Source organism: Paenibacillus sp. FSL M7-0420, assembly GCF_038002345.1.
In the GTDB taxonomy this organism is placed as follows: Bacteria; Bacillota; Bacilli; order Paenibacillales; family Paenibacillaceae; genus Paenibacillus_AQ.
In genome coordinates this window covers 2,887,856-2,908,482 of the sequence record NZ_JBBOCJ010000001.1, presented here as the reverse complement: position 1 = coordinate 2,908,482, position 20,627 = coordinate 2,887,856, and the positions used below count along the sequence as shown (strand labels likewise).

Sequence of the window (20,627 nt, the reverse complement as noted above, 5' to 3'; positions counted from 1 at the left end):
GCTTTGACGAATCGGGAGGTTCATAAACGAAGCTTTACAGATTTACATTGCCAACTACATGGACAAGATACATCATACCCCCAAGAACTCCGGCAAGGGCAAAATACGCGGCCCCATATCTCCAGCGGGTAGCAGCCGGTACTTCATAGTACTTATCATTGTCATATACCGTGAAGCTGATCTCACAGGTCATCTTCATCTGCAGGCTGGCATCCACATACAGCTGATCGAGCTGCACGACTTTGACTTTTCCAATCAGCGACTGCACCGGCATGGTCGTCGTTCCATAGTAATCCAGGTTATCCCAGCGTACGCCGACAAACTGCTGGCGGTTCAAATCACTGTAGGTGGTGAACGGCAGCTCCCGCTTATGCTCGGGGCCGGGGATCAGATATCCTTGCTCCTGCAGATCCCCGATGGGGATCAGGAAGCTTTTGAGCACCGTATGCATCTGATTCTTCGTCCGCCGGCTGATGTACTTCTTATACATATCATAAGCGAACATTACCCAGATGATGGAGAACAGGATGGATTTCAGATAAATAATTACAGCCAGGCCGCCAACGAGCCCTACCAGCCATAACCAGCGTGTTACCGCCGTGGCAATTCGCCCCCCATCCAGCGGATGGATCGGCAGCAGGTTAATCAAGTTAAGCAAGAACCCGACGTATGCCAGCGAGTATAACAAAGGACTATGATAATAATAAGCCGCTCCGAATACTACAACCGCACCAATACTCCCGAGTATAGGACCGCCAAAAGCTACATAAGCTTCCTGTCTGGCATCCAGCGGCTGCCGCTTCATCGTAATCAGGGCGCCCATAAAAGGAATGAACAGCGGCGCGCTCACCGGCAGCCCAATCCGCTTGGCAGCGATCACATGGCCGATCTCATGAACGAACATTAAGGCAACGAAGCCCACCGCGAATTGCCATGGCGAGATCAGGGCATAAGCCCAGATGGATACCATCATGGAGATCAGCGGACCTGCGATTTTCCCCAGCTTAAGCAGAGAGATAATAGCCTTTCCCTTAAGGAGTAGCAGTACTGCCCCGCTGCCCAGCCACCCCCATGCCCCCGAGCTTTTTTTCTCCTGTTTGTTTTCCTGCAATAGTCTCAATCTCCTTTTAATCACTATGTCGCTTGTCTTCCAGCCCACGGACCAGGCACTCCTCTGCTTCCCGTTAGCCCTTACTCTCTACTGTCGCACAGGAGTGCAGTGGATTGCAAATAGACTTATGATGTTGACAAATCTCCCGGCCTGCGTATATGATATCCAGTAATTAGGATAACCACAATAGCTGCGAAGAGAAAGAGTACCCTGGCAATTCTTCCACAGAGAGCTCCGGCCGGTGAAAAGGAGCAAAGAAAACCCTCGGGAATATGGTCTCAGAGCTGCGCACCGAACCCTGGCATGAACGGGTCGTAGGCTGCGCCGGAACCCGCATCCGTTACCATGCTAGGGTATACCCGCTTTCATCTGCGGACGTACCTGAAGAGGTGGATGCCGTAAGGCATTGATGAATTTGGGTGGTAACACGTGAGCACAGGCTCTCGTCCCTTTTGGGGGATGAGTGCCTTTTTTGCGTTCCACAATACTTGAGGAGGATAACAAGATGACTAACATTTTTATTGGAGGGGCTTGGCCTTATGCCAACGGCTCCCTGCATCTGGGCAGACTCGCCAGTATTCTTCCGGGAGATATTCTGGCCCGCTACCACCGTGCCAAAGGTGACGCTGTACTCTATGTATCCGGCAGTGACTGTCACGGCACCCCCGTTGCTGTACAAGCGGCGCAGGAGGGTGTAACCCCGGGTGAATTCGCCAGCCGGTATCATGAGGAGTTCGCCGATTGCTTCCGCGCCTTGGGCTTCACTTATGACCTCTATACCCGGACCGATCAGGCACATCACTCCAAAACGGTGCAGGAACTGTTCCTTAAGCTGCTGGATCACGGGTATCTGTACCAGAAACCCGGTCTCCAGTGCTATTGTGAGCTGGACCAGCGCTTCTTGCCGGACCGTTATGTCCATGGCCTCTGCCCGGTATGCGGGCAGCAGGCCCGGGGAGACCAGTGCGATTACTGTTCAACGATTCTTGATCCGGTGGATCTGCTGGAGCGCACATGCGCCCTCTGCGGCTCTACGCCTGTGCTGCGCTCTACTCAGCATTACTATCTGTCGCTGTCCAGCTTCCAGCAAGCACTCACAGAATATGCTGATTCCGCGCAGGGCTGGAGAGACAATGCCGTCCGTCTAACCCGCAGATATCTGCAGGAAGGCCTGCAGGACCGCGCGGCAACACGGGATCTGGACTGGGGTGTGGATGTTCCTGTTGACGGCTTCGCAGACAAAAAAATCTATGTCTGGATCGAAGCCGTTAGCGGCTATCTGTCTGCCAGCAAGCAGTGGGCAGAGGAGACCGGAGGCCGTTGGGAGGAGTTCTGGTCCGTACCATCCGGGCAGGATAACCATGGACAGCCGCCTATAACTGCTTACTATGTGCACGGGAAGGACAATATTCCTTTTCACAGCCTGATCTGGCCCGCTATCCTGCTGGGAGCTGAGGAGCTGCATCTGCCGGACCGGATCTTCTCTTCGGAGTATCTGACCCTGGAAGGGCAGAAATTCTCCACCAGCCGCAATTGGGCGGTCTGGGTGCCGGATATTCTCAGCCGGTATGACCCTGACTCGGTCCGTTATTTCCTGACTGCGAACGGTCCCGAGAAGCGGGATGCCGACTTCTCCTGGAGAGAGTTCATCTACAGCCATAACAGCGAGCTGCTGGGCGCGTTCGGCAATTTCGTTAACCGCAGCCTCGTATTCGTAAATAAGTTCTGGAGTGGCAGAGTACCAGAAGGAGTCTTGGACGAAGCATGGGTTAGCAGTCTGGAGCAGCTGTATAAGGAGACAGGCAGGCTGACCCAAGCCGGACATTTCAAGGAAGCCCTGGAATTCATCTTCTTGCATATCCGCCAGGCCAACAAATATTTCGACGAGCAGCAGCCGTGGCTCCAGATCAAGCATGATCCTGCGGCCGGGGCTAACACGCTGTATACCTGTGTTCAGATTATTGCCAATCTGTCTAACCTGCTGAACCCGTTCCTCCCCTTCTCCTGCGAGAAGATCAGGGGCTTCCTGTCCATAGAACAGCCTGTATGGCATCCGGTATCCGTCCTTGCAGAGCAGCCTATATTGGAGCTTGAATTACTGTTTGAGCGGATAGATGTAGAGCGCATAGAGGAGGAAATAGAGCGGATGAAAGACAAAAGCGTCCCGCCTCTCATACCGCTTACGAAAGCAAGCGGCGAAGGCAAGAACGCTCCGGGGTCTTAATATTGATGAATACACAGCGGCTGTCCGCTCTGTGTGATGACTTAGTTCTGGCCGGGGTAACGTGCTCCGGCTGCAATACCTTGCGGGGATATCCGCTCAATCCGGGCGAGATCCTCAGCCGTCAGTGTAACCTCAAGCGCTCCGAGGTTCTCTTGCACCCGCTCCAGCCGCTTGGTGCCGGGAATCGGCACGATCTGCTCCCCTTGCGCAAGGAGCCAGGCCAGCGCAAGCTGTGCCGGGGCGTAGCCTTTCTCGGCTGCCATCTGCCCGATCAGCGAGACGACCTCCAGGTTCCGGGCGAAGTTCTCTCCCTGGAACCGCGGGTAATGGCGGCGGTAATCATCCTCCGGCAGATCCTCGAAGCTCTTGATCTGTCCAGTCAGAAATCCGCGGCCCAGCGGGCTATAAGGAACGAAGCCGATACCCAGCTCCTTGACCAGCGGCAGAATCTCATCCTCCACCTCCCGGCTCCAGAGCGAATACTCGGTCTGCAGGGCGGTCAACGGATGCACCGCATGTGCCCGGCGGATCAGTTCAGGCGAAGCCTCGGATAAGCCGATATAGCGGATCTTCCCTTCCTTGACGAGGTCAGCCAGTGTACCGGCGGTTTCCTCAATAGGGGTGGTCGGATCCGGACGGTGCTGATAGTACAGATCGATATAATCTGTGCCAAGTTGATAGAGGCTGGCGTCTACGGATTTTTTGATATAGGCCGGGTCTCCCTTGGGTCCCTGAGTATGCGTAATGCCGAATTTGGTCGCAATCACAGCCTGATCTCTCCGGCCCTTAAGCGCCCGCCCGAGAAGCCGTTCATTCCCGCCGAAGCGCTGCTGCTCGAAGGCTCCATAGATATCCGCTGTATCCAGCAGAGTTACTCCCTGGTCAAGCGCGCCATGAATGGTTCGTACCGACTCTTCGTTATCCGGCATCATCATCGTTCCGAGTCCCAGAGCAGATACGCTCAGCCCTTCGTTCCCGAGTATTCTTGTATGCATATGGTTGCCTCCCTCTTGTACCTGTAATAGATCTTACGAACATGTCCTTATTCTAACCGTCCTGCCGTGGAGCAGCCACAGTACGTTCATGCTAGTAAGATCATTACCAGGGAGCGGCAACAGACCTGTAAAAATGCGCCTTCAGATGATCCTCTGCTAGGTTAAGACAGGGGTATAGATACAAATATGCACACCCGGGTGATCTGCCAGATTCGCCATAGAATTGATATCGTAGACTACAGGCCGGCTCGTTCCCAGACTCTCTATGACCACACGGTTAACCTTTTTGCCCAGTATATTGTGCTGCTTCCACATCTCAGCGAAATCCGCACTGTCCTCCAAGAGCTGATCGACCATCTCCTTGTACCAGGGATCGTGCAGGTTCATGTCATAATAGGTTCTGTACACCCCTACTGAATAGAGCGCGAACTCCTCCCAATTCAGCATCCGGCGGCGCAGCTCCAGGTCCAGGAACAGAAGACGCAGCATAATGCGCTCTGAAGCAGGCAGACTTCCGAAATCACTAAGGACTTCACTCGCCCTATCATTCCAGGCCAGTACCTCAGACCGCTCATTCGTAATAAAAGACGGATAAGTCAATTGGCGGATAATATCCCGCCACTGCGGATTCAGCTCCGGACTGGCTGTATCTATAGAAGCAAGTGTATCCGGCAAGCCCGGATTCCATAGCTCGAACAGATGCTTGTGCTCATCTGCCGACAACCGCAGCGCCTGACTGAGACTCTCCATGACCTCTCTGGAGGCGGTAACCTCCCTGCCCTGCTCCAGCCAAGTATAATAGGTGCTGCTGAGACCAGCCAGAACTGCAACCTCCTCCCGCCGCAGCCCTGGAGTTCTGCGCTGACTGTTCGTTTCCTTGATCCCTACAGCTTCAGGCTGCAGACGTTCCCGCCGTGATCTCAGGTAGTCGCCAAGACGCCTAAACCTCGTAATCTCGTAACTCATGAGCTGGGCCTCCTTTCAGCATTACAATTGATTCACAGATACTTCACATGTTCACATACTCTCGCATATAGCGTGGGGTAAATCCCAGGGTATGTCACCGCCTGCGGCAGCTCGCTGAAGCTTCGAAGCTCCGCCATTTCGTACGGGGGCAAATTTCCGAACCTTTTGACATCTGCATAATACAACATCCCGTAGCTCTCTGCCAGTTCACTACTTCTGACTGAATAGATGCATAGCGGAGTAACTTCCAGACAAGCGCCAATATTGTAATATACTATGGATGGGGTGTCGTGGGTTTTTGTCACTGCGGCGGTGTGACAGGGTCGTGCTTAACGGTATCATCTATGCGTATTAAAAAATCTCTTGCCATTCCCTCACGTCCTGTGTTATTATAAATTTCGTTGCAGGACGGTAGCTCAGCGGGAGAGCACTATCTTGACAGGGTAGGGGTCATGGGTTCGAACCCCATCCGTCCTATACATTCAATTGTAGCAAGGGTTTGAAGCATATTCTTCCCTTATCTATAATTAGTGGTCACACTGTGACACGTTTATAACTGAAGAAGCCATCATCTTTAAGGACACAAATCCTTCAAAGGTGGTGGCTTTTCGCATGTTGATGAAGTTTGCATTATCTGAGTTTAAATCTGACCGCGAATATCGTAATGTATCTGATCGTACCCTCGCTGCTTATATGGCTGAAATGGGAAAGTTTCATGAGTACTGTATCAATAATGAAATTATTAATGTTGAAGACTGTACAGCATCCCTCGTTAAGCAGTATCTCCTTGCCGCAAAGGAAAAAGGTAATAATCCCACGACTATCAACACCAAGTTGCATATCCTCAAGATATTCTTTAATTACTTTGAATCGGAAATGGAACTCTTCACCCCTAAAACTAATCCTACAAAACGAATCACTTTCGCAAAAGAGAACGTTAAAATCGAAGTGTTTACAGATGAGCAAATCAAGCAGATGCTTCGGTTCTATCAGAAGTTGAAGTTTCGTGATAAATCCATCTACTCCTATCGTGACTACTTTCTAATCATCTTCCTTATTGGGTCTGCCTGTCGTTTAGGCGAAACCGTAAATTTGAGATGGTCAGATGTTGATCTTACAAATCAAATCATCACTGTTAACGGCAAAAAGAAAGTTGCCAGCAGCATTCCAATGACGGACAAATTAAAGCGTGAATTTGTTGAATACCGGATGTTTGCGGAAAAGTATTTCTCTTCTCTCCCTGAGTATGTTTTTACAGACAGAGACGGAAAGCAACTTACTGATAATGCTTTAAAAATGGTATTCAAACATCTTAAAGCAATCATGAACTTCAAAAATGTGAGATTGTCAGCCCATACATTCAGACATACCGCAGCCCACCGCATGATTGTTTCAGGTTGTGATATCGGAACTGTGCAGAAAATCCTAAGACATAACAACGTCTCCATGACGCTTAGGTATTTTGCGCTATGGGGTGTGGCACTTGCTTCCCAAAATGAAAAATACAATCCATTAAACTCCATTGATTTATAAATAGTTGAAAATAGCGACATCATTCGACACGGCGAAATATATTTGTGTATATCAAGACTGTAAATTTACTTTATTTAGTAATATGCTTTATTAATCAAATAACTTTAGGGAGAGATTTAACATGACAATTACAATGAAGCCAGCCAAGGAAATTACAATTGAGTACATTATGGGTATGACTGAAACATCTAAAACTGCTGGTGCAGTTTACAACAAACTTAAATCTTTGCTTATCACCCAGAAAGATCGTCAAGAGTTCGTAACACGCTGGATCAATGGCTATAAAGGTAATCAAAAAAGTACAACTGCCATTTTTAAACTTGCTGAAGAGATTGGTTCTTATCACTACCCTGAAATCAATTCTTAGTCCAATTTTCTTATAAATTCATCATGATTTAGAACGTATCATTGGGTATGAGGGTGTTAGCAGCACCTTCTACCCTACGTAACTAAATCTTATATTATTTTATACGGAGGAGTCCAAATAATGAAAGCAACTGTTACCCTTACTAAAAATGAAGATGAAGCACAATTTGTACGGATCATGAGTAATCCTCAAAATGACGCTGTTACAGTCGGTAAGATGTATCCGATTAAACGAAGCAAAGTTGTTAATGCATCACTTCCTGATGGTGGCGAGCCGTATATTATTGATGATAACAGCAATGAAAATGTAGGTGTTTTTTGGACGTGCAAAATGAGTTTTTATGCTCTGTAACGCTTTAGGATTTTTCTATTTCTCCAGTTATATCAAGGGTTTTTCGTCCTAAATCTAAAACACCTAATAAGGGATAGTAAGGATTGAAAAAAGCGTTACTTTTTAGGAATTTTTCGTTATACGTTGATTTTTCGCGGTATAACACACCTCTATTCTTACTATCCAATTTTGGGGAGTCAATAAAATCAACGTAAATTGCAAAAAGTTACAAAAATGAAATGGTGTTTAAGGGAAGCATGACAATTTAGGAAAATAGAACACGCCCTAGTTTATATCAACATCGCAAAGCATTGATATACCAGCATTTTTTAGATAATTAGCATATATAGATAATTGTCTTTAAGGGAACATTAAACTGTCCATAAATGAAAACGGTCAAATCAGCCATATGATTCCTGGGTTATTTGTGTTGAGGATTTTTTTTATATAGTGGTGAGTCGCAGGTTCATCCTTGAACCAGCGTTAAAGTTGGTGACTAAAATTATTTGAGTCACCAAAAACTATTGAGGAAGAAAAATAGAAATCGAAAATCCGACATTTAGAAACCTCCAATTTATCTATGTATTTCCTACTCCATTTCACCAACTCAAATTTTTTATATATATGATAAGAAGGTAAATTGAAATGTTAATTTTACCAGTTAGGGCTTTATTTATCAGTATGGATGTGTGGACAGTTCGTGGTATTTATCAGTATGGGAGACATGGTATTGCAAATTTGCAACTTTACAAAATGCACCCTTGACTGGTGAAGATAGAACAAGTGGAAATAATTCCCCCTTGAAAAGTACCGTCATAGTTTAGAAATCCCCTTAAACTCCGCATATTATAAGGGTAAAACAGACAAAAGTTAAAAACCCTAATAAGGAGAATATAGCGATAAAATTCATGTCCACATTTAGAAATTTAAAACTCGATGTTTAGAACCCTTTAAAACTCTAGGTTTTATATGGCTCATTGATGGGTCGAGTCTATTTATTATAAATGGAAAGAAACCTAATCAATTAGGAATCGAATTAAGACTATTTAGAAACACGCTTAAACTCTACTGTTTATGCTGCTAAATTGAGCAAATCTCAAAACACCTAATATGATATATAAAGAAATAATATTTAAGGGTTTGCATTAAACAGTGGACACTCCCCCGCTATCCTCATTTAAGTTTTTATGACCTCGTAAAACAACAGTTTTATTAAGTTGCATTTAGCCCATTTTTCATCAAAAACGACACACTTTTATTTTTTGAGCATCAAAAAACCCTTGGTATCATTGATTAATTTGATAGGGTCAAAGGTTCCCATATGATAGGGGTCATGATTATAAAACTAGATGTTTAGAAAACATCAAAATCCCCTTATAAACACTGGACTTTTTAGCCAATTATTGAAACACCTAATAAGGGATAGATAGTGTTAGGAAATAGAACCTTATTTATCAGTATGGATGTGTGAAGTTGTTATTTGGTATTTATCAGTATGGTAATCAAAACGACGAAAACGAAATTTAGTTTAAGTCACCATATACCATGTTTTATATGGCTTTATTCAATATTCCCTGAAAATTAGATATGTGTTTTAGGGGGATACAATATTCTTGAAAAAACTCAGCCCCAAAATCATCATATGCAGCATAGGTTTTTTCGCTGTATGGCAAAACTACTAATAGGGAAGAAACAGTGATTATAAAACGTGAACATACAAATTAGTCATATGGGTATTGAATTATTTGAACAAATATTAAAACTGCTATTAGGGATAGATAGGGGGTATGTGTGGACATTCCAGAGAAAAGCGTTATGGCTAGAAATCAACGTTTTATAGTCGCTCTTGCACGATGAAGGAGTCTTAATTTGACTAATAGCCCTAGAAATCAACGTTTGCTTAATGGTGTTTAAGGGGAGATAAACGTGTATGTTTAGAAATCGCTGAAATAACCTTATAAAACCTGATATTTTTAGCACTCCAATAAATTTTATATATATGAAAGAAACAGTAATTCCTTCATTGACCGCATATCATTTGATGTGATGTGAATGAAGGACTTAACGTTACCTTCTTGTTCTCTCAAAGATGCTCCTTAATTGGTGCGTCTTTTTTTGTATAAAAAAATTTACATGAGAGAATCGACAAAACATTAATGAGAGGATGATATGAATGGAATTTACGCCAGAACAACAAGCACACATCGACCAGATGTTAGCAGACACGAAGACAACTTGGGAAACTGAGGTACTTACACCGCTAACCACTGAACGTGATGAGTTGCTGCAATTTAAACCTGCTGATAAGACAGATGCGGAGAAAGCACTGGAACAACGTGAACAGGAATTGTTTAAAAAGGAAATCGGCATTGAGTTGAAAGCAAATAAACTCGATGATTTTGCCGAATTCCTCAATGTCAGCAACGCTGATGAATTGAAAGCCAAGATTACACAACTGTCCAAGATTCTTGACGCTCGTAAAATCAACAATGGTTATGTCCCTGACACTCACAAACAAACAACGGCCTATGATCAAGCAGCCGCTAGTGGAAATGTAACTGAAATGATCGGCGCAAAATTAGCAAAACTGTTCAACTAAAACAAAAACTAAAATTAGAAAAGGTTGATTATTAATGTTTAAAACTTCGAATCTTACTGCTGGCGAAAAAATTAGTTTGGTCAATGAAATTACAAAAATCGGTATCCAGGACACTCCTCTGACTTCCCTATTGATGGCTAAAGGTCTTGTAGGCAAAGCGAATAGTACTGTTCAAACGTGGAGAGAAAAAACACTTGATACTACTGATGATATCAGTGTTGTTGAAGGCAATGAATCCCCTGTTTTCTATGAATCAGGTCGTGCTGAACTCAATAACATTCTGCAAATCTTCCAGAAAGGGGCTTCCATTAGCGGAACAGCAAATGCAATCAATGTTACTGGTCAGGGTAATCTCTTCTCCGGTGAAGTTGCTGACCGTCTGCTTGAAGTAAAAGTGGCAATGGAAAAAGCAATCACTTCTGGCGCTCGTAACGATGGTTCCCTGACTCCATTTATCCGTAAGATGGACGGTATCGAGAAGTGGGCGCATACTTCTAACGTTCTGACAGGTGCAGCAAGCGGTGTAATTACTGAAGATGAAATCAAAGCAACTGTTAAAAAGTTGTGGGATCAAGGTAATCAATCCGGTCAATACTTCGCACTGGTTAACGCTGATCTGAAAGAACAAGTAGATGCTCTGTACAAAGATAAATACAGTTACATTGCACAGCAAAATGTCTTCGGTTTGATTGTAGACATTGTGAGAACCAATTACGGTTCGGTTAACTTTGTTCTGTCCCGTCATGCAGCCGCTAACAAGATGACAATCTTTGATGCGGGTGCTCTTGCCCTTGACTACTTGCGTCAACCTGAGTTTGAAGCACTTGCTAAAACCGGAGATAGTATCCGTGGTTTGGTTACTGCTGAAGCAACTCTTCGTGTAGGTTCCAAGAAAGCCGTTGCCCAGTATACTCTGAAAGCCTAATACATATTCAAGAGGGGTGTCTCCAACTTTGGGCTGACCCCCTCTTTTTTCATAAAAAATTTTAGGGAGATAACTATAATGAATGATCGAATGGAGTGGAAAATCAAAAGGATTCAGCAGCAAATTAAACAAAATATCGTTGCAGCACACATAGGATGTTCCAGCACTCTCATATCTTTATATGAGAATAACAAAGGCGAAATGTCAGAGTACAGGGTTAAGCAATATAAAAACTTTATTGAGGCAGGTGTAAAAAATGAATGAATTTACATTTTAACTCCTTTTGTTGAAACGATTGGGTACTGTAGCAGGTAAATTCAAACCAGTCATTTTGATAGGGAGTATCAAAAGTATGGGTTAGATGATTTTCATTTCATCTAATTATGAAAAATGAACTTAAAGCACAATTTCCAGCATGGTGTAATAATCAAGAACAAGGCAAATTTAATTTATGTATGTCTGATGATTTGGATTCCCTTTTCTCTTGCGCTATTCTAAATCAATTATTCGGCTATGAAGTCAAATACTTTTATGATTTCAATTCAATCTATTCCACGGAACATATACATAAACCTACAGTATGCGTTGATATTGCCGTTGAACAAGGAATGACATGGGATAATCATGTAGTTAAAATAATGCCAGATGACAAAGTGAATACTGAATCAGCCAACATTAACGCAATCAATGGTATCAACCGCAGGAACTATTTCACTAAATATGCAGGTTCTACCCTCCTACAAATCATATCCTATTACAATATCCCCATTCCTAAGAGCAAAGAAGCCCGTTTAATCCTCCTAGCCATTGATTCCAGTTACATGGGACATTACAACAGTGATTTTAGGGACACTCATAGCCGCTATATGAAAGAGTTAGAATTAAATGAACTAATAGACACGCTGGAGCATGAAACGTCTACACAGGCGTATTATGATGTTAAGCGCAAGTTTAATCTAAACGGCAAGATTCTTGTCAACAACGGACTTCTAGAAACAACAATTGACCTTGCAGCCATGCAAGGCTTATTTGACGTTGACCTGAAACTGTCAGAAGAGTGCTTTAAAAAAAGTTATGCGTTTGATGATCGTGGCAGACATTCTTCTATTGGGATTTCAAAGCCCAATGTATTCAGTTTTGCTTTAACCAGTCGCAATGAATACAAATATACAGCAGCAGGACATAAAGTAGATTAACTAAATTGGTGAGGTGAGCGTGAAAATTCGCTTACCTCTCCTACTATTCAACTCAAAGGAGATAATAATAATGGAAAATCAAGTAAGCGACAAAGGTTTCTTCTACGTGTATGACAATGGATTGAGAAAGTTTTTGAGATTTGATAAGAATATCGAGTGGAATTGTTCGGGTCTTAATGTAAAAACAAAAGATCAGTTTTGGCAATTTACCAAATCCGAATATCTGTTTGAGTGCATTAATGAATATATTATTGCAAAGAAAACCATTACCCCAACGAATATACATGTAAGTGAGTGATTAACGTCACCGACACCCCACATAATATACATTAAAATGAGTATACCGATACCCCGATAAATATACATTGAAGTGAGCATTCCTATGCCCCAGTTAATATACATTGCAATGAGTGTTTACTGGGGCGATATCAACATAAGACCTATTAACATAAAACCTACCAACATAAAGAGGAAAGTTTGTTTGTTTTTCGCTACGCTATTGGAAAGATCAAGTTCAAGGTCAAAACATGAAAAAATGAAAAGCATCTATAACAAGGAGAAATGTCTAATGAGTTACGAGAAGGGTTTTATTAAATTTTATAATTGTTTTATGGAAAATGGAGAGTTTAAGTTGACACCTAAAGAATGGTACTTCTATTCTCTTCTAGCAGCAAGATGGAATCCATTTTTGAATATGGCTGAAACAACTATTTCTAGAATATCTGAAGTTCAAACTGTTTACAAGGATAAGAAAAGACCAACCAATGACAAGGTTAATACTCTAAAGCAAATTACAAATTTACAATCTAAAGGTGTAATTACAATTAGTAACTACGATGAATTAACGGTTAATGGTAAAACAAACTATGATAGAACGTTACTGATTTCTTTCACTGATTATGTTCAATCGGAATCAATCTACAACGATGTTTATAATAGAACTACTGATCCAAATGAATTGTATTTTATGTGTGTATTACAACGTTTCAATTCAAAGGGTTTCAATCATAGTATGGAGCAAATTGCAACTCTATTTGATTGTAATATTAAAACAGCAGAACGAACTATTGCAACTATGAAAGAGAAAAAGTTAATCAAGTATGTTCAAGGAGAAGTTTTCCAAGGCAAGAACGGTCAATATAGTAAAAAACCTAACACATACTTTATTCGTGGTGTATTTGAAGTTGATACTGAACCTGATACAACGGTTACTGAGGATGTAGTTTCAACCAACACCCCCACTGATTCAGAATTGTTTATGACTATGTATGGTGAGGTAACACTTGAATATTTACAACGTAAAATTCATCATAGTAATTGGGGAAAGAAGACTACAAATAAACAAGGTAAAACTGTTAATGCTGCTCTTGTTGAAGATGATATTAATATTATGATGACTTGCGAAGAGTTGGGAATTGAACCAGCGTTTACTAAGAAATCTAGAAACGCTATTACTTCTATGGCAAGAACATTTGATATGAATGACATCAACTCTTGGATTGATCAATATGAGAAAGTAAAGGAAAGAAAGATTGAAATGTTGAAAGAGGAAAAAATACAAGAAGAACTACAAGAACTTTTGAAAACTGTGAACCACGCTATAATCATTGATGAAGAAATTATTGTCTTAAACAAAGACAACATAAGTAAATATGTCAATGTTATGAAAGGCAATATGGATATTGAAGTTTATTATATTAAAAGCGGAACAACCAAAGAACACGGTCCAATGATTTATCTTGCAGCCACTTCCGAGGATAAAAAGTATGTTAATGTAGATATTTGGAACTATACAGTAGATAAATATGTTGAAATTGTTTGTAAGAATGAATTACTAACGATCGATGTAGTCAATGATATTCGAGCAGAAGTTAAGGATAAATTCAAGATTCGTTAATGTGTTTGCAGCATATCAATTCTAAGCAAAAATTCATAAGAGTTATTGTATGAATTTGAACATCAACTATATAGGTAGGGTGATTGGGAGGGTGAGCAGTTGACCCTTCTTTTTGTTATTCAATTATAAGGAAATCGAAGGAGATAATTTAAATGAAAAATGTAATGAAGAAAATCGGTAATAAATTGGTCAAAGTAGTTGTTTACGTTTGTGCTGGTTATTTGATTAGCACATTTGTTTTTACTGTCTGTGATGTTATCAAAGGTATCTATCATATTTGCGTGGGAGGTTAAGACATGGCTATGACTATTTATGATGTGTTAAAGAAGTTGCCATACAAAAAGCAACTATACATAAAGTACAAATTCAATATCTGGATGCAAAATGAGCGGAATATGACTGAGGAAGAATTCTTGAAACAGGTTGATTTGAAAGGCATGGGAACCTATTACCGTTGGGAGCGAAGTCCTGAGTATAAACACATCGTTTCAATTGTGTTAGCGGCTAAACAGGCAAATGACTTGTTGACTATATATGAGAATCTAAAAAAGAAAGTTGAATCTGATCCTAATCCTAAAGATATTGAGATGATGTTGAAACTCATGAAAGAGATCAATCTGCACAATAAGGAAGCGGAACGTTTCTTTTCGGCAAGTGGCAAGGATGATGAAGAAGATGATTTGGAAATGTAGAAAATCAGAAGCGCAAAATGCACCTCTGATAATCTGAAAGGAGGTGTCAAATTGGAACGTGTTGATATTGTAGTTAAATTGGCAATTGGAGCCGTGACAGGAATCGTGTCGTGGATGGTTGGAGGATTTGGATTAGTATTCACTGTACTCCTGGGACTCATGATGTTGGATTTTATAACCGGATTTATGGTCGGTATTTACCAAAAAAACATAAATAGTCGAATCGGAACGTTAGGGCTAATCAGGAAAATATATGTTGTTCTCTTGATCGGAGCCGTTTATCTAATTGAAGTTGCTGTACTCAAAGGCAATGGTGTTGTGACTGATGGTGTTAGTGGTGCATTTTGTTTGATTGAGTTTACTTCGATCACAGAAAATGGCGGTAAATTGGGTATCCCACTACCTCAGAAGGTGAAAGATATTATCCTTGTGCTGAAGAATAAAGAGAAAGAAGAATAAAAATACATAAGAATGTATGAAGAGGACTTGGTAATTTTGCTGAGTCCTTTTTTGCGTTCTGGAAAGGAAAATATATGGCTGTTGAAACTGTGAATAAGAAAAGCAAATTTGATTTAGTTATGGAAGATTTCACTTTATTCTCGAAGAACTTTGTTAAAATCGTAGACAATTTGGGAAACCTTATTCCCTTCGTCTTCAATCAGGAACAAGCGGAATTTGTGAAACAGATGGGCCGATACAATATCATAAGCAAGAGCCGCCAAATCGGATTTTCTACCATATCACTTTCATACTGTATCTGGAATGCAATTAATCGCCCTAACTCCAGTTATATGATTGTGTCTCAAGATAGCAAGCAAGTTAGCGTACTATTTGGACGCTTAAAATTAATGAATGATAATTTGCCAAGAACAAAATACAAGTTCCCTGAAACAGTTCGTGATAATCGAGATGAATTAGTGTTGTCGAATGGTAGCCGAATTCAGGTCAGCCCACCAAATGTTAACCTCGGACGGGGTAGTACATTCCAATATGTGTTGTTATCGGAGTTTGCCTTCTATGACCTTGATCAATCTAAACTATTAACTTCGGTTACACAAGCATTGGCGAAGAATCCAGACAGTAAGATCGTGATTGAATCCACTTCGAACGGCACAAACAACCATTACTATGAGTTATTTATGAAGAGTTGGAAAGGTAAAACCAATTATAAAGCATTCTTCTATGGTTGGTTATCAGCAGCATATAAAAATCAGTTCAAGTACGAGTGGGATATTGCAGAGGAATGGTTTAAAGCATCAAATAAAGGCCAGCGTTTGAGTACCAAGGATTTAACGGAAGAAGAAAAACGCATCCATGACAGTGGTGGATCATTACGTGCATTGATGTGGCGGCAATGGAAACTCTCCACAATGAAACTGATAGATTTCCAGACCGAATTCCCATCGTTCCCCGAAGAATCGTTTAAGACAAGCGGACGCAATGTATTTGATCAAACTAAGGTGCTGGAACGACTAGAAAACGTCCTCCCTCCTATGTCTAAGGATCAACTTAAAACCGAATTACCCGAAACTGTACTCCAATATATAGGCAAAGGTTTGAGTGTCTACCATTTGCCGAAGCGTAATGTTAAATATTACGGTGGCAGTGACGTTTCAAGTGGTTCAGGCGGTGATAGTTCATCTTTAACATTGATGGATGCTGACGGAGTTCAAGTACTAGCGTTTGCTAGTAATAAAATAAGCGTATATGAGTTTGCAGCATTCCTAAATGATATTGGTAGATTCTATAATTATGCGTTCTTAGCGGTCGAAAAGAACAGTTACGGTTTGCCTGTAATTCAACGGCTACGTGAAGACCACGGATATATGAATCTATATAAACATAGATCGTTTGATAAAAAAGGTAACAAGAAATTAGTATTAGGATTTCTAACCACTTCTGCGACAAAGGCCACTCTCATATCTGACTTTAAAGAATCATTTGAAAAAGGACTAATCCTTATTGAAGACAGGGATACCTTACAGCAAATGATTATTTTTGTTGAGAATGATGGCAAGATGGGCAATGTTAAAGGAAAAAATTTACACGATGATCTCGTGATTAGCCATGCTTTGAGTGTAGCGGCGATTCAAGCAAAAAAATGGTACGTATAATAAAAGGAGCGTGTACAGATGGGTACAATCAATGACTTTATAAATGATTTCGGATATAGTAACACTTGGTTTGTTGAGTATGTGGATGAAGTCAACAACCAAATGAGGATCATGAACATACTCGACATTAAAGAATACATATCTGGTAAACATTTAATTAATACTAGACCAAGTGAGATGTTTAACGGGAAAGAGTTCGTTCCTAGACGCATTGTGCTTCAATATGCCAAGAAATTACTTGAGTTTGGGACTGCATATCTTATCGGTAATAAAGTCACTCTAACGGGAAATGAGAAGGTTGTAGAAGCAATTAAAACTGTTTATAAAAATGGTTATGATAAACTGGATTTTGATTTAGTACATAGTGTCAATCGTTACGGCAATGCTTATGAATATGTTCATGTTAAGGATGGCAAGATCACAAGTAAATTGATTGATGTAGCGGATTCTTATCCAGTTGTGACAGCAGATAATGAATATGTCGCATTTGTTGAAGCCTATACGATTAACAATGTTACTTTCTATAGCGTCTACTATCCTGATCGTGTTGAGAAGTATAGTAACAGCGGTGGAACATTACAAAGTCGTGGAACATTTGACAATTTAACTGGATTGCCTGTGCTATATCGCAATGATAATCCTATTGATGATGTGTATGGACGTAGTGATTTGGAAGATTACAAAAGCATCCTCGACAGTATGGAAGATCTTATTAGTCGGAGTGTAGATGCTTTCTACAAATACATAACAGGTATTCCGGTAATTAAAGGCCAGCAATTAACAGGCGATAAACTCCCTGCATCTATCATTGGTGCTGGACTGGTGTTAGATTCAGATTCAGAGTTTGCATTTGTTCAGAATCAATTTGATCATCAAGCGTTTGAGACATTGTATAAGCACCTTATGACCAGTTTACTTGATATCAGTTCAACGCCTGGTATCGTATTGGGTAAGACAGACATAAGTAATCTGAGTGAAGTTAGTATTAAACTACTGTTCTCACTCAGTAACCTTAAAGCCATGATCAGTGAGAAGTATATTAAAGACAGTATGAAGATGCGCTATAACAAGGTTAGACGCTTACTGGAGTTGCAAGGGATTGTATTCAAAGATGAAGAATGGGATACATTGGATATCGTATTCCAATATGCTATGCCACAATCTGAAAAGGATATTATTGATAATCTCAGTAAGTTGAGAGAGATGAGTGCTATTAGTGTAGAAAGTGTATTAGGACATTCACCGTATACGACAGATGTGAACAGCGAATTAGTTAGATTAAGTGGTGAGCGTGTAAATAATGATACGAGTAATGACAATGACAATAAAACAGTGACTAACTAATAGTAAGCAAAGATATGGCATTGAATATATAAAAGAGTAGATATAACGTGGAACATTTCCCGTGGAACAATAGTGATTCGCGCACACGTTATATATTGATTATAGGTGTGCGTAAATTGCTACTGGCTACTATTATTATATATATGGTGTCATTTGGCTAATTTTTCATTCAAATTTTCACTCAATTTTTAATCAAATTTTACTATTATTTACCATTTATGAGTGATATATGATGAAATCAGCCCTAGATAGCACATAAGTATAGTTGTATGCTATCCGAACCGCTATCTGGTCTAGTTAGTGGTCTATTTATCGACTATATTTATCCAATTTGATGATTTTGGACTCTGATTTGTACTATTATGCATATGGCACGGTGCTGAATCGGCTTTAAAATTGGTTTGGATACCCCAAAACTGGAAAACAGTCCTGCATCGTATGGATTTACACATTGAATAAAAAATAAAAAAAGGGAATTGTTCCCTCCTGTCGAATTTTGATAATTATGGGAGGTGAATAATATGGACATTAATAATCTTGTTGAAGGTATTGAAGCAACCAGAGAAAATGTTAAAAAGGAAGAAAATAACGCAGATATTTTTTCGTGGTTATCTGACTGTCAGGTATTTCTTGAATCTTTCCATCCGAAACTGGAGTATACCAAACAGTTTATTACTGAAAAAGAGGATTTTAAACGGTTGATAATATCGTTTCAATCTTACTCGCTAGATTCTTTTGATTCTTTAGCGGCTACGATTAAATCCGTTAAAAAAATTGAGGAAACTAAACAGCAAAATGCAAAAAAACAAGCCGATTTATTTAGAGATTTAAATTCCCGTTGATTTATTATTCGAAGCACTCTCCCCAGGGTGCTTTTTATTTTGTCCTCCCTCATACTTTCAGACCACTATCCATATAATTTCCTAATTCTATAGACCTATCAACTCACCTGATGGTAGAATTTAGGTAAAATATATTGGGGGATGGGCAAATGAATAAGTGTGGAATAATATTAATTTCATCAATAATGTTTTGTTTACTGGCTGGCTGTTCAAATTCAAATCAAACATCAGAAGTTACATTAACTAATGAGTCTGAAAATGTTTTGGTAACAAACGATATGAGTACTAAAGCATCTACAATTGATGTTAAATTAGATATCTCAACAGATATTAGCCCAGAAAATACCGTAACTGTTAGTGGCAAAACCAACCTTCCAAGTGGAATGGAGTTAATGCTAACTCTAAAGAATACTTCGAATAACTATTCTGCTCAAGAGAAAGCCATAGTTCTTAATGGATCATTTACAAGTAGTTCTTTTTCTGATAATGGCAATGGCCTAGAAAAGGGAGCATATTCATTAGAAGTAACTTCACCAACTGCCAACGTTCAACCTTACCATGTAAAAGAACTCATTGGTGAAAACGGTGCGAATTTAGAAGGAAATATAGTGATTTCTGACCCTACCTGGGGGAATACTATTTTAACTACAAAGGAAGTAGCAGTTAATTCAGATGCTAAAGTCATTAATAATGAGTCTAGCGAAACATCGAGTACATACAACAAAATTACCGAGCAGGAACTTGTAACTGATCCTAGAGCGCCATCGACAAATCCCAACGATTATAATAGCGATGGTCAATATGTTCCTGAAAACGGAATTAGTGACAACCCTGAAGATTATAATTTTGATGGGGAATATAAACCCGTTGATGAAATGACACAAGAAGAAATTCAAGCCGAATTAGAAGAAATGTTAGGCGGATCATTGGGTGAATAAGATGACAAATAAATTTATAATGTGCATTGTCGGTTTGATGGTTATTTTAGGGATTAGTGGATGTTCAGGGAGTAGGAATAAGGATTTGATTAATATTTCCAAAGAACTAAAACTGAAACAAGAATACGCATCTATTATTGACGATACAATTGTTGAGGATGCAATTAGTAAGGTTTATACTTCTATCGTGAATAAATATAACAATAGGGATAAAGATACTAATCTAATAGAAATGGACGATGATTTATTAGAAGCACTGAATATTATACAAACCAGTGCTCAACTCTCTATGGATAATGACAACAAATTTAATTCGCTTTTGGATTTGGCAAGTATATTTACTGTTATCGTTGATGGAACAAAATACGAGGAACCACTATTAGACAAAAACGAAAACGGTGAATACATAATCGAAGGTGGAGCACATATCAGCCAAGAAGACATCTTGTTAATTAAGGACAAATTAACAAATAACTTAAATAAGTATTTCGAATAAAAAGTATACCAAGACATCCAAGCGATGTCTTTTTCTATGCCCAAAAATCCCTATACAA

Annotated in this window: 21 protein-coding genes and 1 tRNA gene; 19 read left to right on the top strand and 3 right to left on the bottom strand. The window is 40.5% G+C overall.

Annotation, left to right across the window (positions count from 1 at the left end; translation table 11 throughout):
* Positions 1-34: 34 nt before the first annotated feature.
* A complete protein-coding gene (locus MKX51_RS12175; protein WP_340992549.1) occupies positions 35-1,111 on the bottom strand; it encodes a site-2 protease family protein in 1,077 nt (358 codons plus the stop codon).
* Positions 1,112-1,616: 505 nt separating this feature from the next.
* On the opposite strand from MKX51_RS12175, the gene metG reads away from it, so the two are divergent.
* Complete coding sequence (gene metG / locus MKX51_RS12170; RefSeq protein ID WP_340992548.1) at positions 1,617-3,335, top strand: methionine--tRNA ligase; 1,719 nt, start codon at positions 1,617-1,619, stop codon at positions 3,333-3,335.
* 41 nt (positions 3,336-3,376) lie between these two features.
* Here metG and MKX51_RS12165 read toward each other — a convergent pair whose 3' ends face one another.
* On the bottom strand, positions 3,377-4,330 hold the full coding sequence (locus MKX51_RS12165) for an aldo/keto reductase (RefSeq protein ID WP_340992547.1): 954 nt from the start codon (positions 4,328-4,330) through the stop codon (positions 3,377-3,379).
* 156 nt (positions 4,331-4,486) lie between these two features.
* Positions 4,487-5,296, bottom strand: coding sequence for a helix-turn-helix transcriptional regulator (locus tag MKX51_RS12160; protein WP_340992546.1), 810 nt, complete (start codon positions 5,294-5,296; stop codon positions 4,487-4,489).
* Positions 5,297-5,701: 405 nt separating this feature from the next.
* Here MKX51_RS12160 and MKX51_RS12155 point away from each other — a divergent pair.
* The 18 genes from MKX51_RS12155 to MKX51_RS12070 all read left to right on the top strand — a co-directional run bounded on the left by MKX51_RS12155 (position 5,702) and on the right by MKX51_RS12070 (position 20,569).
* Positions 5,702-5,773, top strand: a tRNA-Val gene (locus MKX51_RS12155).
* 135 nt (positions 5,774-5,908) lie between these two features.
* On the top strand, positions 5,909-6,829 hold the full coding sequence (locus MKX51_RS12150; protein WP_340992545.1) for a tyrosine-type recombinase/integrase: 921 nt from the start codon (positions 5,909-5,911) through the stop codon (positions 6,827-6,829).
* A 121-nt stretch (positions 6,830-6,950) separates the two neighbouring features.
* A complete protein-coding gene (locus MKX51_RS12145) occupies positions 6,951-7,196 on the top strand; it encodes a hypothetical protein (protein WP_340992544.1) in 246 nt (81 codons plus the stop codon).
* Between the two features lie 120 nt (positions 7,197-7,316).
* Positions 7,317-7,547: a hypothetical protein gene (locus MKX51_RS12140; protein WP_340992543.1), complete on the top strand. Its 231-nt coding sequence runs from the start codon at positions 7,317-7,319 to the stop codon at positions 7,545-7,547.
* Between the two features lie 2,152 nt (positions 7,548-9,699).
* A complete protein-coding gene (locus MKX51_RS12135) occupies positions 9,700-10,125 on the top strand; it encodes a hypothetical protein (RefSeq protein WP_340992542.1) in 426 nt (141 codons plus the stop codon).
* Positions 10,126-10,159: 34 nt separating this feature from the next.
* The gene (locus tag MKX51_RS12130; RefSeq protein WP_340992541.1) at positions 10,160-11,050 is read left to right on the top strand and encodes an SU10 major capsid protein; all 891 of its coding nucleotides are present in this window, start codon (positions 10,160-10,162) and stop codon (positions 11,048-11,050) included.
* 78 nt (positions 11,051-11,128) lie between these two features.
* On the top strand, positions 11,129-11,314 hold the full coding sequence (locus tag MKX51_RS12125; RefSeq protein ID WP_340992540.1) for an XRE family transcriptional regulator: 186 nt from the start codon (positions 11,129-11,131) through the stop codon (positions 11,312-11,314).
* A 119-nt stretch (positions 11,315-11,433) separates the two neighbouring features.
* Positions 11,434-12,246: a hypothetical protein gene (locus tag MKX51_RS12120; RefSeq protein WP_340992539.1), complete on the top strand. Its 813-nt coding sequence runs from the start codon at positions 11,434-11,436 to the stop codon at positions 12,244-12,246.
* Between the two features lie 70 nt (positions 12,247-12,316).
* A complete protein-coding gene (locus tag MKX51_RS12115) occupies positions 12,317-12,544 on the top strand; it encodes a hypothetical protein (RefSeq protein WP_340992538.1) in 228 nt (75 codons plus the stop codon).
* Positions 12,545-12,814: 270 nt separating this feature from the next.
* Positions 12,815-14,143 carry a hypothetical protein gene (locus tag MKX51_RS12110; RefSeq protein ID WP_340992537.1) on the top strand — a complete coding sequence of 443 codons (1,329 nt, stop codon included), beginning with the start codon at positions 12,815-12,817 and terminating at the stop codon, positions 14,141-14,143.
* A 152-nt stretch (positions 14,144-14,295) separates the two neighbouring features.
* Entirely contained in the window at positions 14,296-14,436 is a 141-nt protein-coding gene (locus MKX51_RS12105) for a hypothetical protein (protein WP_340992536.1), read from the top strand.
* 3 nt (positions 14,437-14,439) lie between these two features.
* On the top strand, positions 14,440-14,835 hold the full coding sequence (locus MKX51_RS12100; RefSeq protein ID WP_340992535.1) for a hypothetical protein: 396 nt from the start codon (positions 14,440-14,442) through the stop codon (positions 14,833-14,835).
* 51 nt (positions 14,836-14,886) lie between these two features.
* On the top strand, positions 14,887-15,294 hold the full coding sequence (locus MKX51_RS12095) for a phage holin family protein (protein WP_340992534.1): 408 nt from the start codon (positions 14,887-14,889) through the stop codon (positions 15,292-15,294).
* Between the two features lie 74 nt (positions 15,295-15,368).
* Complete coding sequence (locus MKX51_RS12090) at positions 15,369-16,949, top strand: DNA packaging protein (RefSeq protein WP_340992533.1); 1,581 nt, start codon at positions 15,369-15,371, stop codon at positions 16,947-16,949.
* Positions 16,950-16,967: 18 nt separating this feature from the next.
* Positions 16,968-18,293 (top strand): phage portal protein, encoded by a 1,326-nt coding sequence (locus tag MKX51_RS12085; protein WP_340992532.1) that lies wholly within the window; start codon positions 16,968-16,970, stop codon positions 18,291-18,293.
* Positions 18,294-18,814: 521 nt separating this feature from the next.
* Positions 18,815-19,135 (top strand): hypothetical protein, encoded by a 321-nt coding sequence (locus MKX51_RS12080; RefSeq protein ID WP_340992531.1) that lies wholly within the window; start codon positions 18,815-18,817, stop codon positions 19,133-19,135.
* A 149-nt stretch (positions 19,136-19,284) separates the two neighbouring features.
* Positions 19,285-20,073 carry a hypothetical protein gene (locus MKX51_RS12075; protein WP_340992530.1) on the top strand — a complete coding sequence of 263 codons (789 nt, stop codon included), beginning with the start codon at positions 19,285-19,287 and terminating at the stop codon, positions 20,071-20,073.
* Entirely contained in the window at positions 20,066-20,569 is a 504-nt protein-coding gene (locus MKX51_RS12070) for a hypothetical protein (RefSeq protein ID WP_340992529.1), read from the top strand. The genes MKX51_RS12075 and MKX51_RS12070 overlap by 8 nt, the downstream gene beginning before the upstream one ends.
* Positions 20,570-20,627 lie beyond the last annotated feature (58 nt).

Excerpts from the sequence above, each read along its gene's own strand:
- MKX51_RS12145 (WP_340992544.1), top strand. The coding sequence starts at position 6,951 with ATGACAATTACAATGAAGCCAGCCAAGGAAATTACAATTGAGTACATT.
- MKX51_RS12130 (WP_340992541.1), top strand. The coding sequence starts at position 10,160 with ATGTTTAAAACTTCGAATCTTACTGCTGGCGAAAAAATTAGTTTGGTC.
- MKX51_RS12085 (WP_340992532.1), top strand. The coding sequence starts at position 16,968 with ATGGGTACAATCAATGACTTTATAAATGATTTCGGATATAGTAACACT.
- MKX51_RS12100 (WP_340992535.1), top strand. The coding sequence starts at position 14,440 with ATGGCTATGACTATTTATGATGTGTTAAAGAAGTTGCCATACAAAAAG.
- MKX51_RS12160 (WP_340992546.1), bottom strand. The coding sequence starts at position 5,296 with ATGAGTTACGAGATTACGAGGTTTAGGCGTCTTGGCGACTACCTGAGA.
- MKX51_RS12080 (WP_340992531.1), top strand. The coding sequence starts at position 18,815 with ATGGACATTAATAATCTTGTTGAAGGTATTGAAGCAACCAGAGAAAAT.
- MKX51_RS12140 (WP_340992543.1), top strand. The coding sequence starts at position 7,317 with ATGAAAGCAACTGTTACCCTTACTAAAAATGAAGATGAAGCACAATTT.
- MKX51_RS12105 (WP_340992536.1), top strand. The coding sequence starts at position 14,296 with ATGAAAAATGTAATGAAGAAAATCGGTAATAAATTGGTCAAAGTAGTT.
- MKX51_RS12075 (WP_340992530.1), top strand. The coding sequence starts at position 19,285 with ATGAATAAGTGTGGAATAATATTAATTTCATCAATAATGTTTTGTTTA.
- MKX51_RS12165 (WP_340992547.1), bottom strand. The coding sequence starts at position 4,330 with ATGCATACAAGAATACTCGGGAACGAAGGGCTGAGCGTATCTGCTCTG.
- MKX51_RS12135 (WP_340992542.1), top strand. The coding sequence starts at position 9,700 with ATGGAATTTACGCCAGAACAACAAGCACACATCGACCAGATGTTAGCA.
- MKX51_RS12125 (WP_340992540.1), top strand. The coding sequence starts at position 11,129 with ATGAATGATCGAATGGAGTGGAAAATCAAAAGGATTCAGCAGCAAATT.
- MKX51_RS12150 (WP_340992545.1), top strand. The coding sequence starts at position 5,909 with ATGTTGATGAAGTTTGCATTATCTGAGTTTAAATCTGACCGCGAATAT.
- MKX51_RS12115 (WP_340992538.1), top strand. The coding sequence starts at position 12,317 with ATGGAAAATCAAGTAAGCGACAAAGGTTTCTTCTACGTGTATGACAAT.
- MKX51_RS12120 (WP_340992539.1), top strand. The coding sequence starts at position 11,434 with ATGAAAAATGAACTTAAAGCACAATTTCCAGCATGGTGTAATAATCAA.
- MKX51_RS12090 (WP_340992533.1), top strand. The coding sequence starts at position 15,369 with ATGGCTGTTGAAACTGTGAATAAGAAAAGCAAATTTGATTTAGTTATG.
- MKX51_RS12110 (WP_340992537.1), top strand. The coding sequence starts at position 12,815 with ATGAGTTACGAGAAGGGTTTTATTAAATTTTATAATTGTTTTATGGAA.
- metG (WP_340992548.1), top strand. The coding sequence starts at position 1,617 with ATGACTAACATTTTTATTGGAGGGGCTTGGCCTTATGCCAACGGCTCC.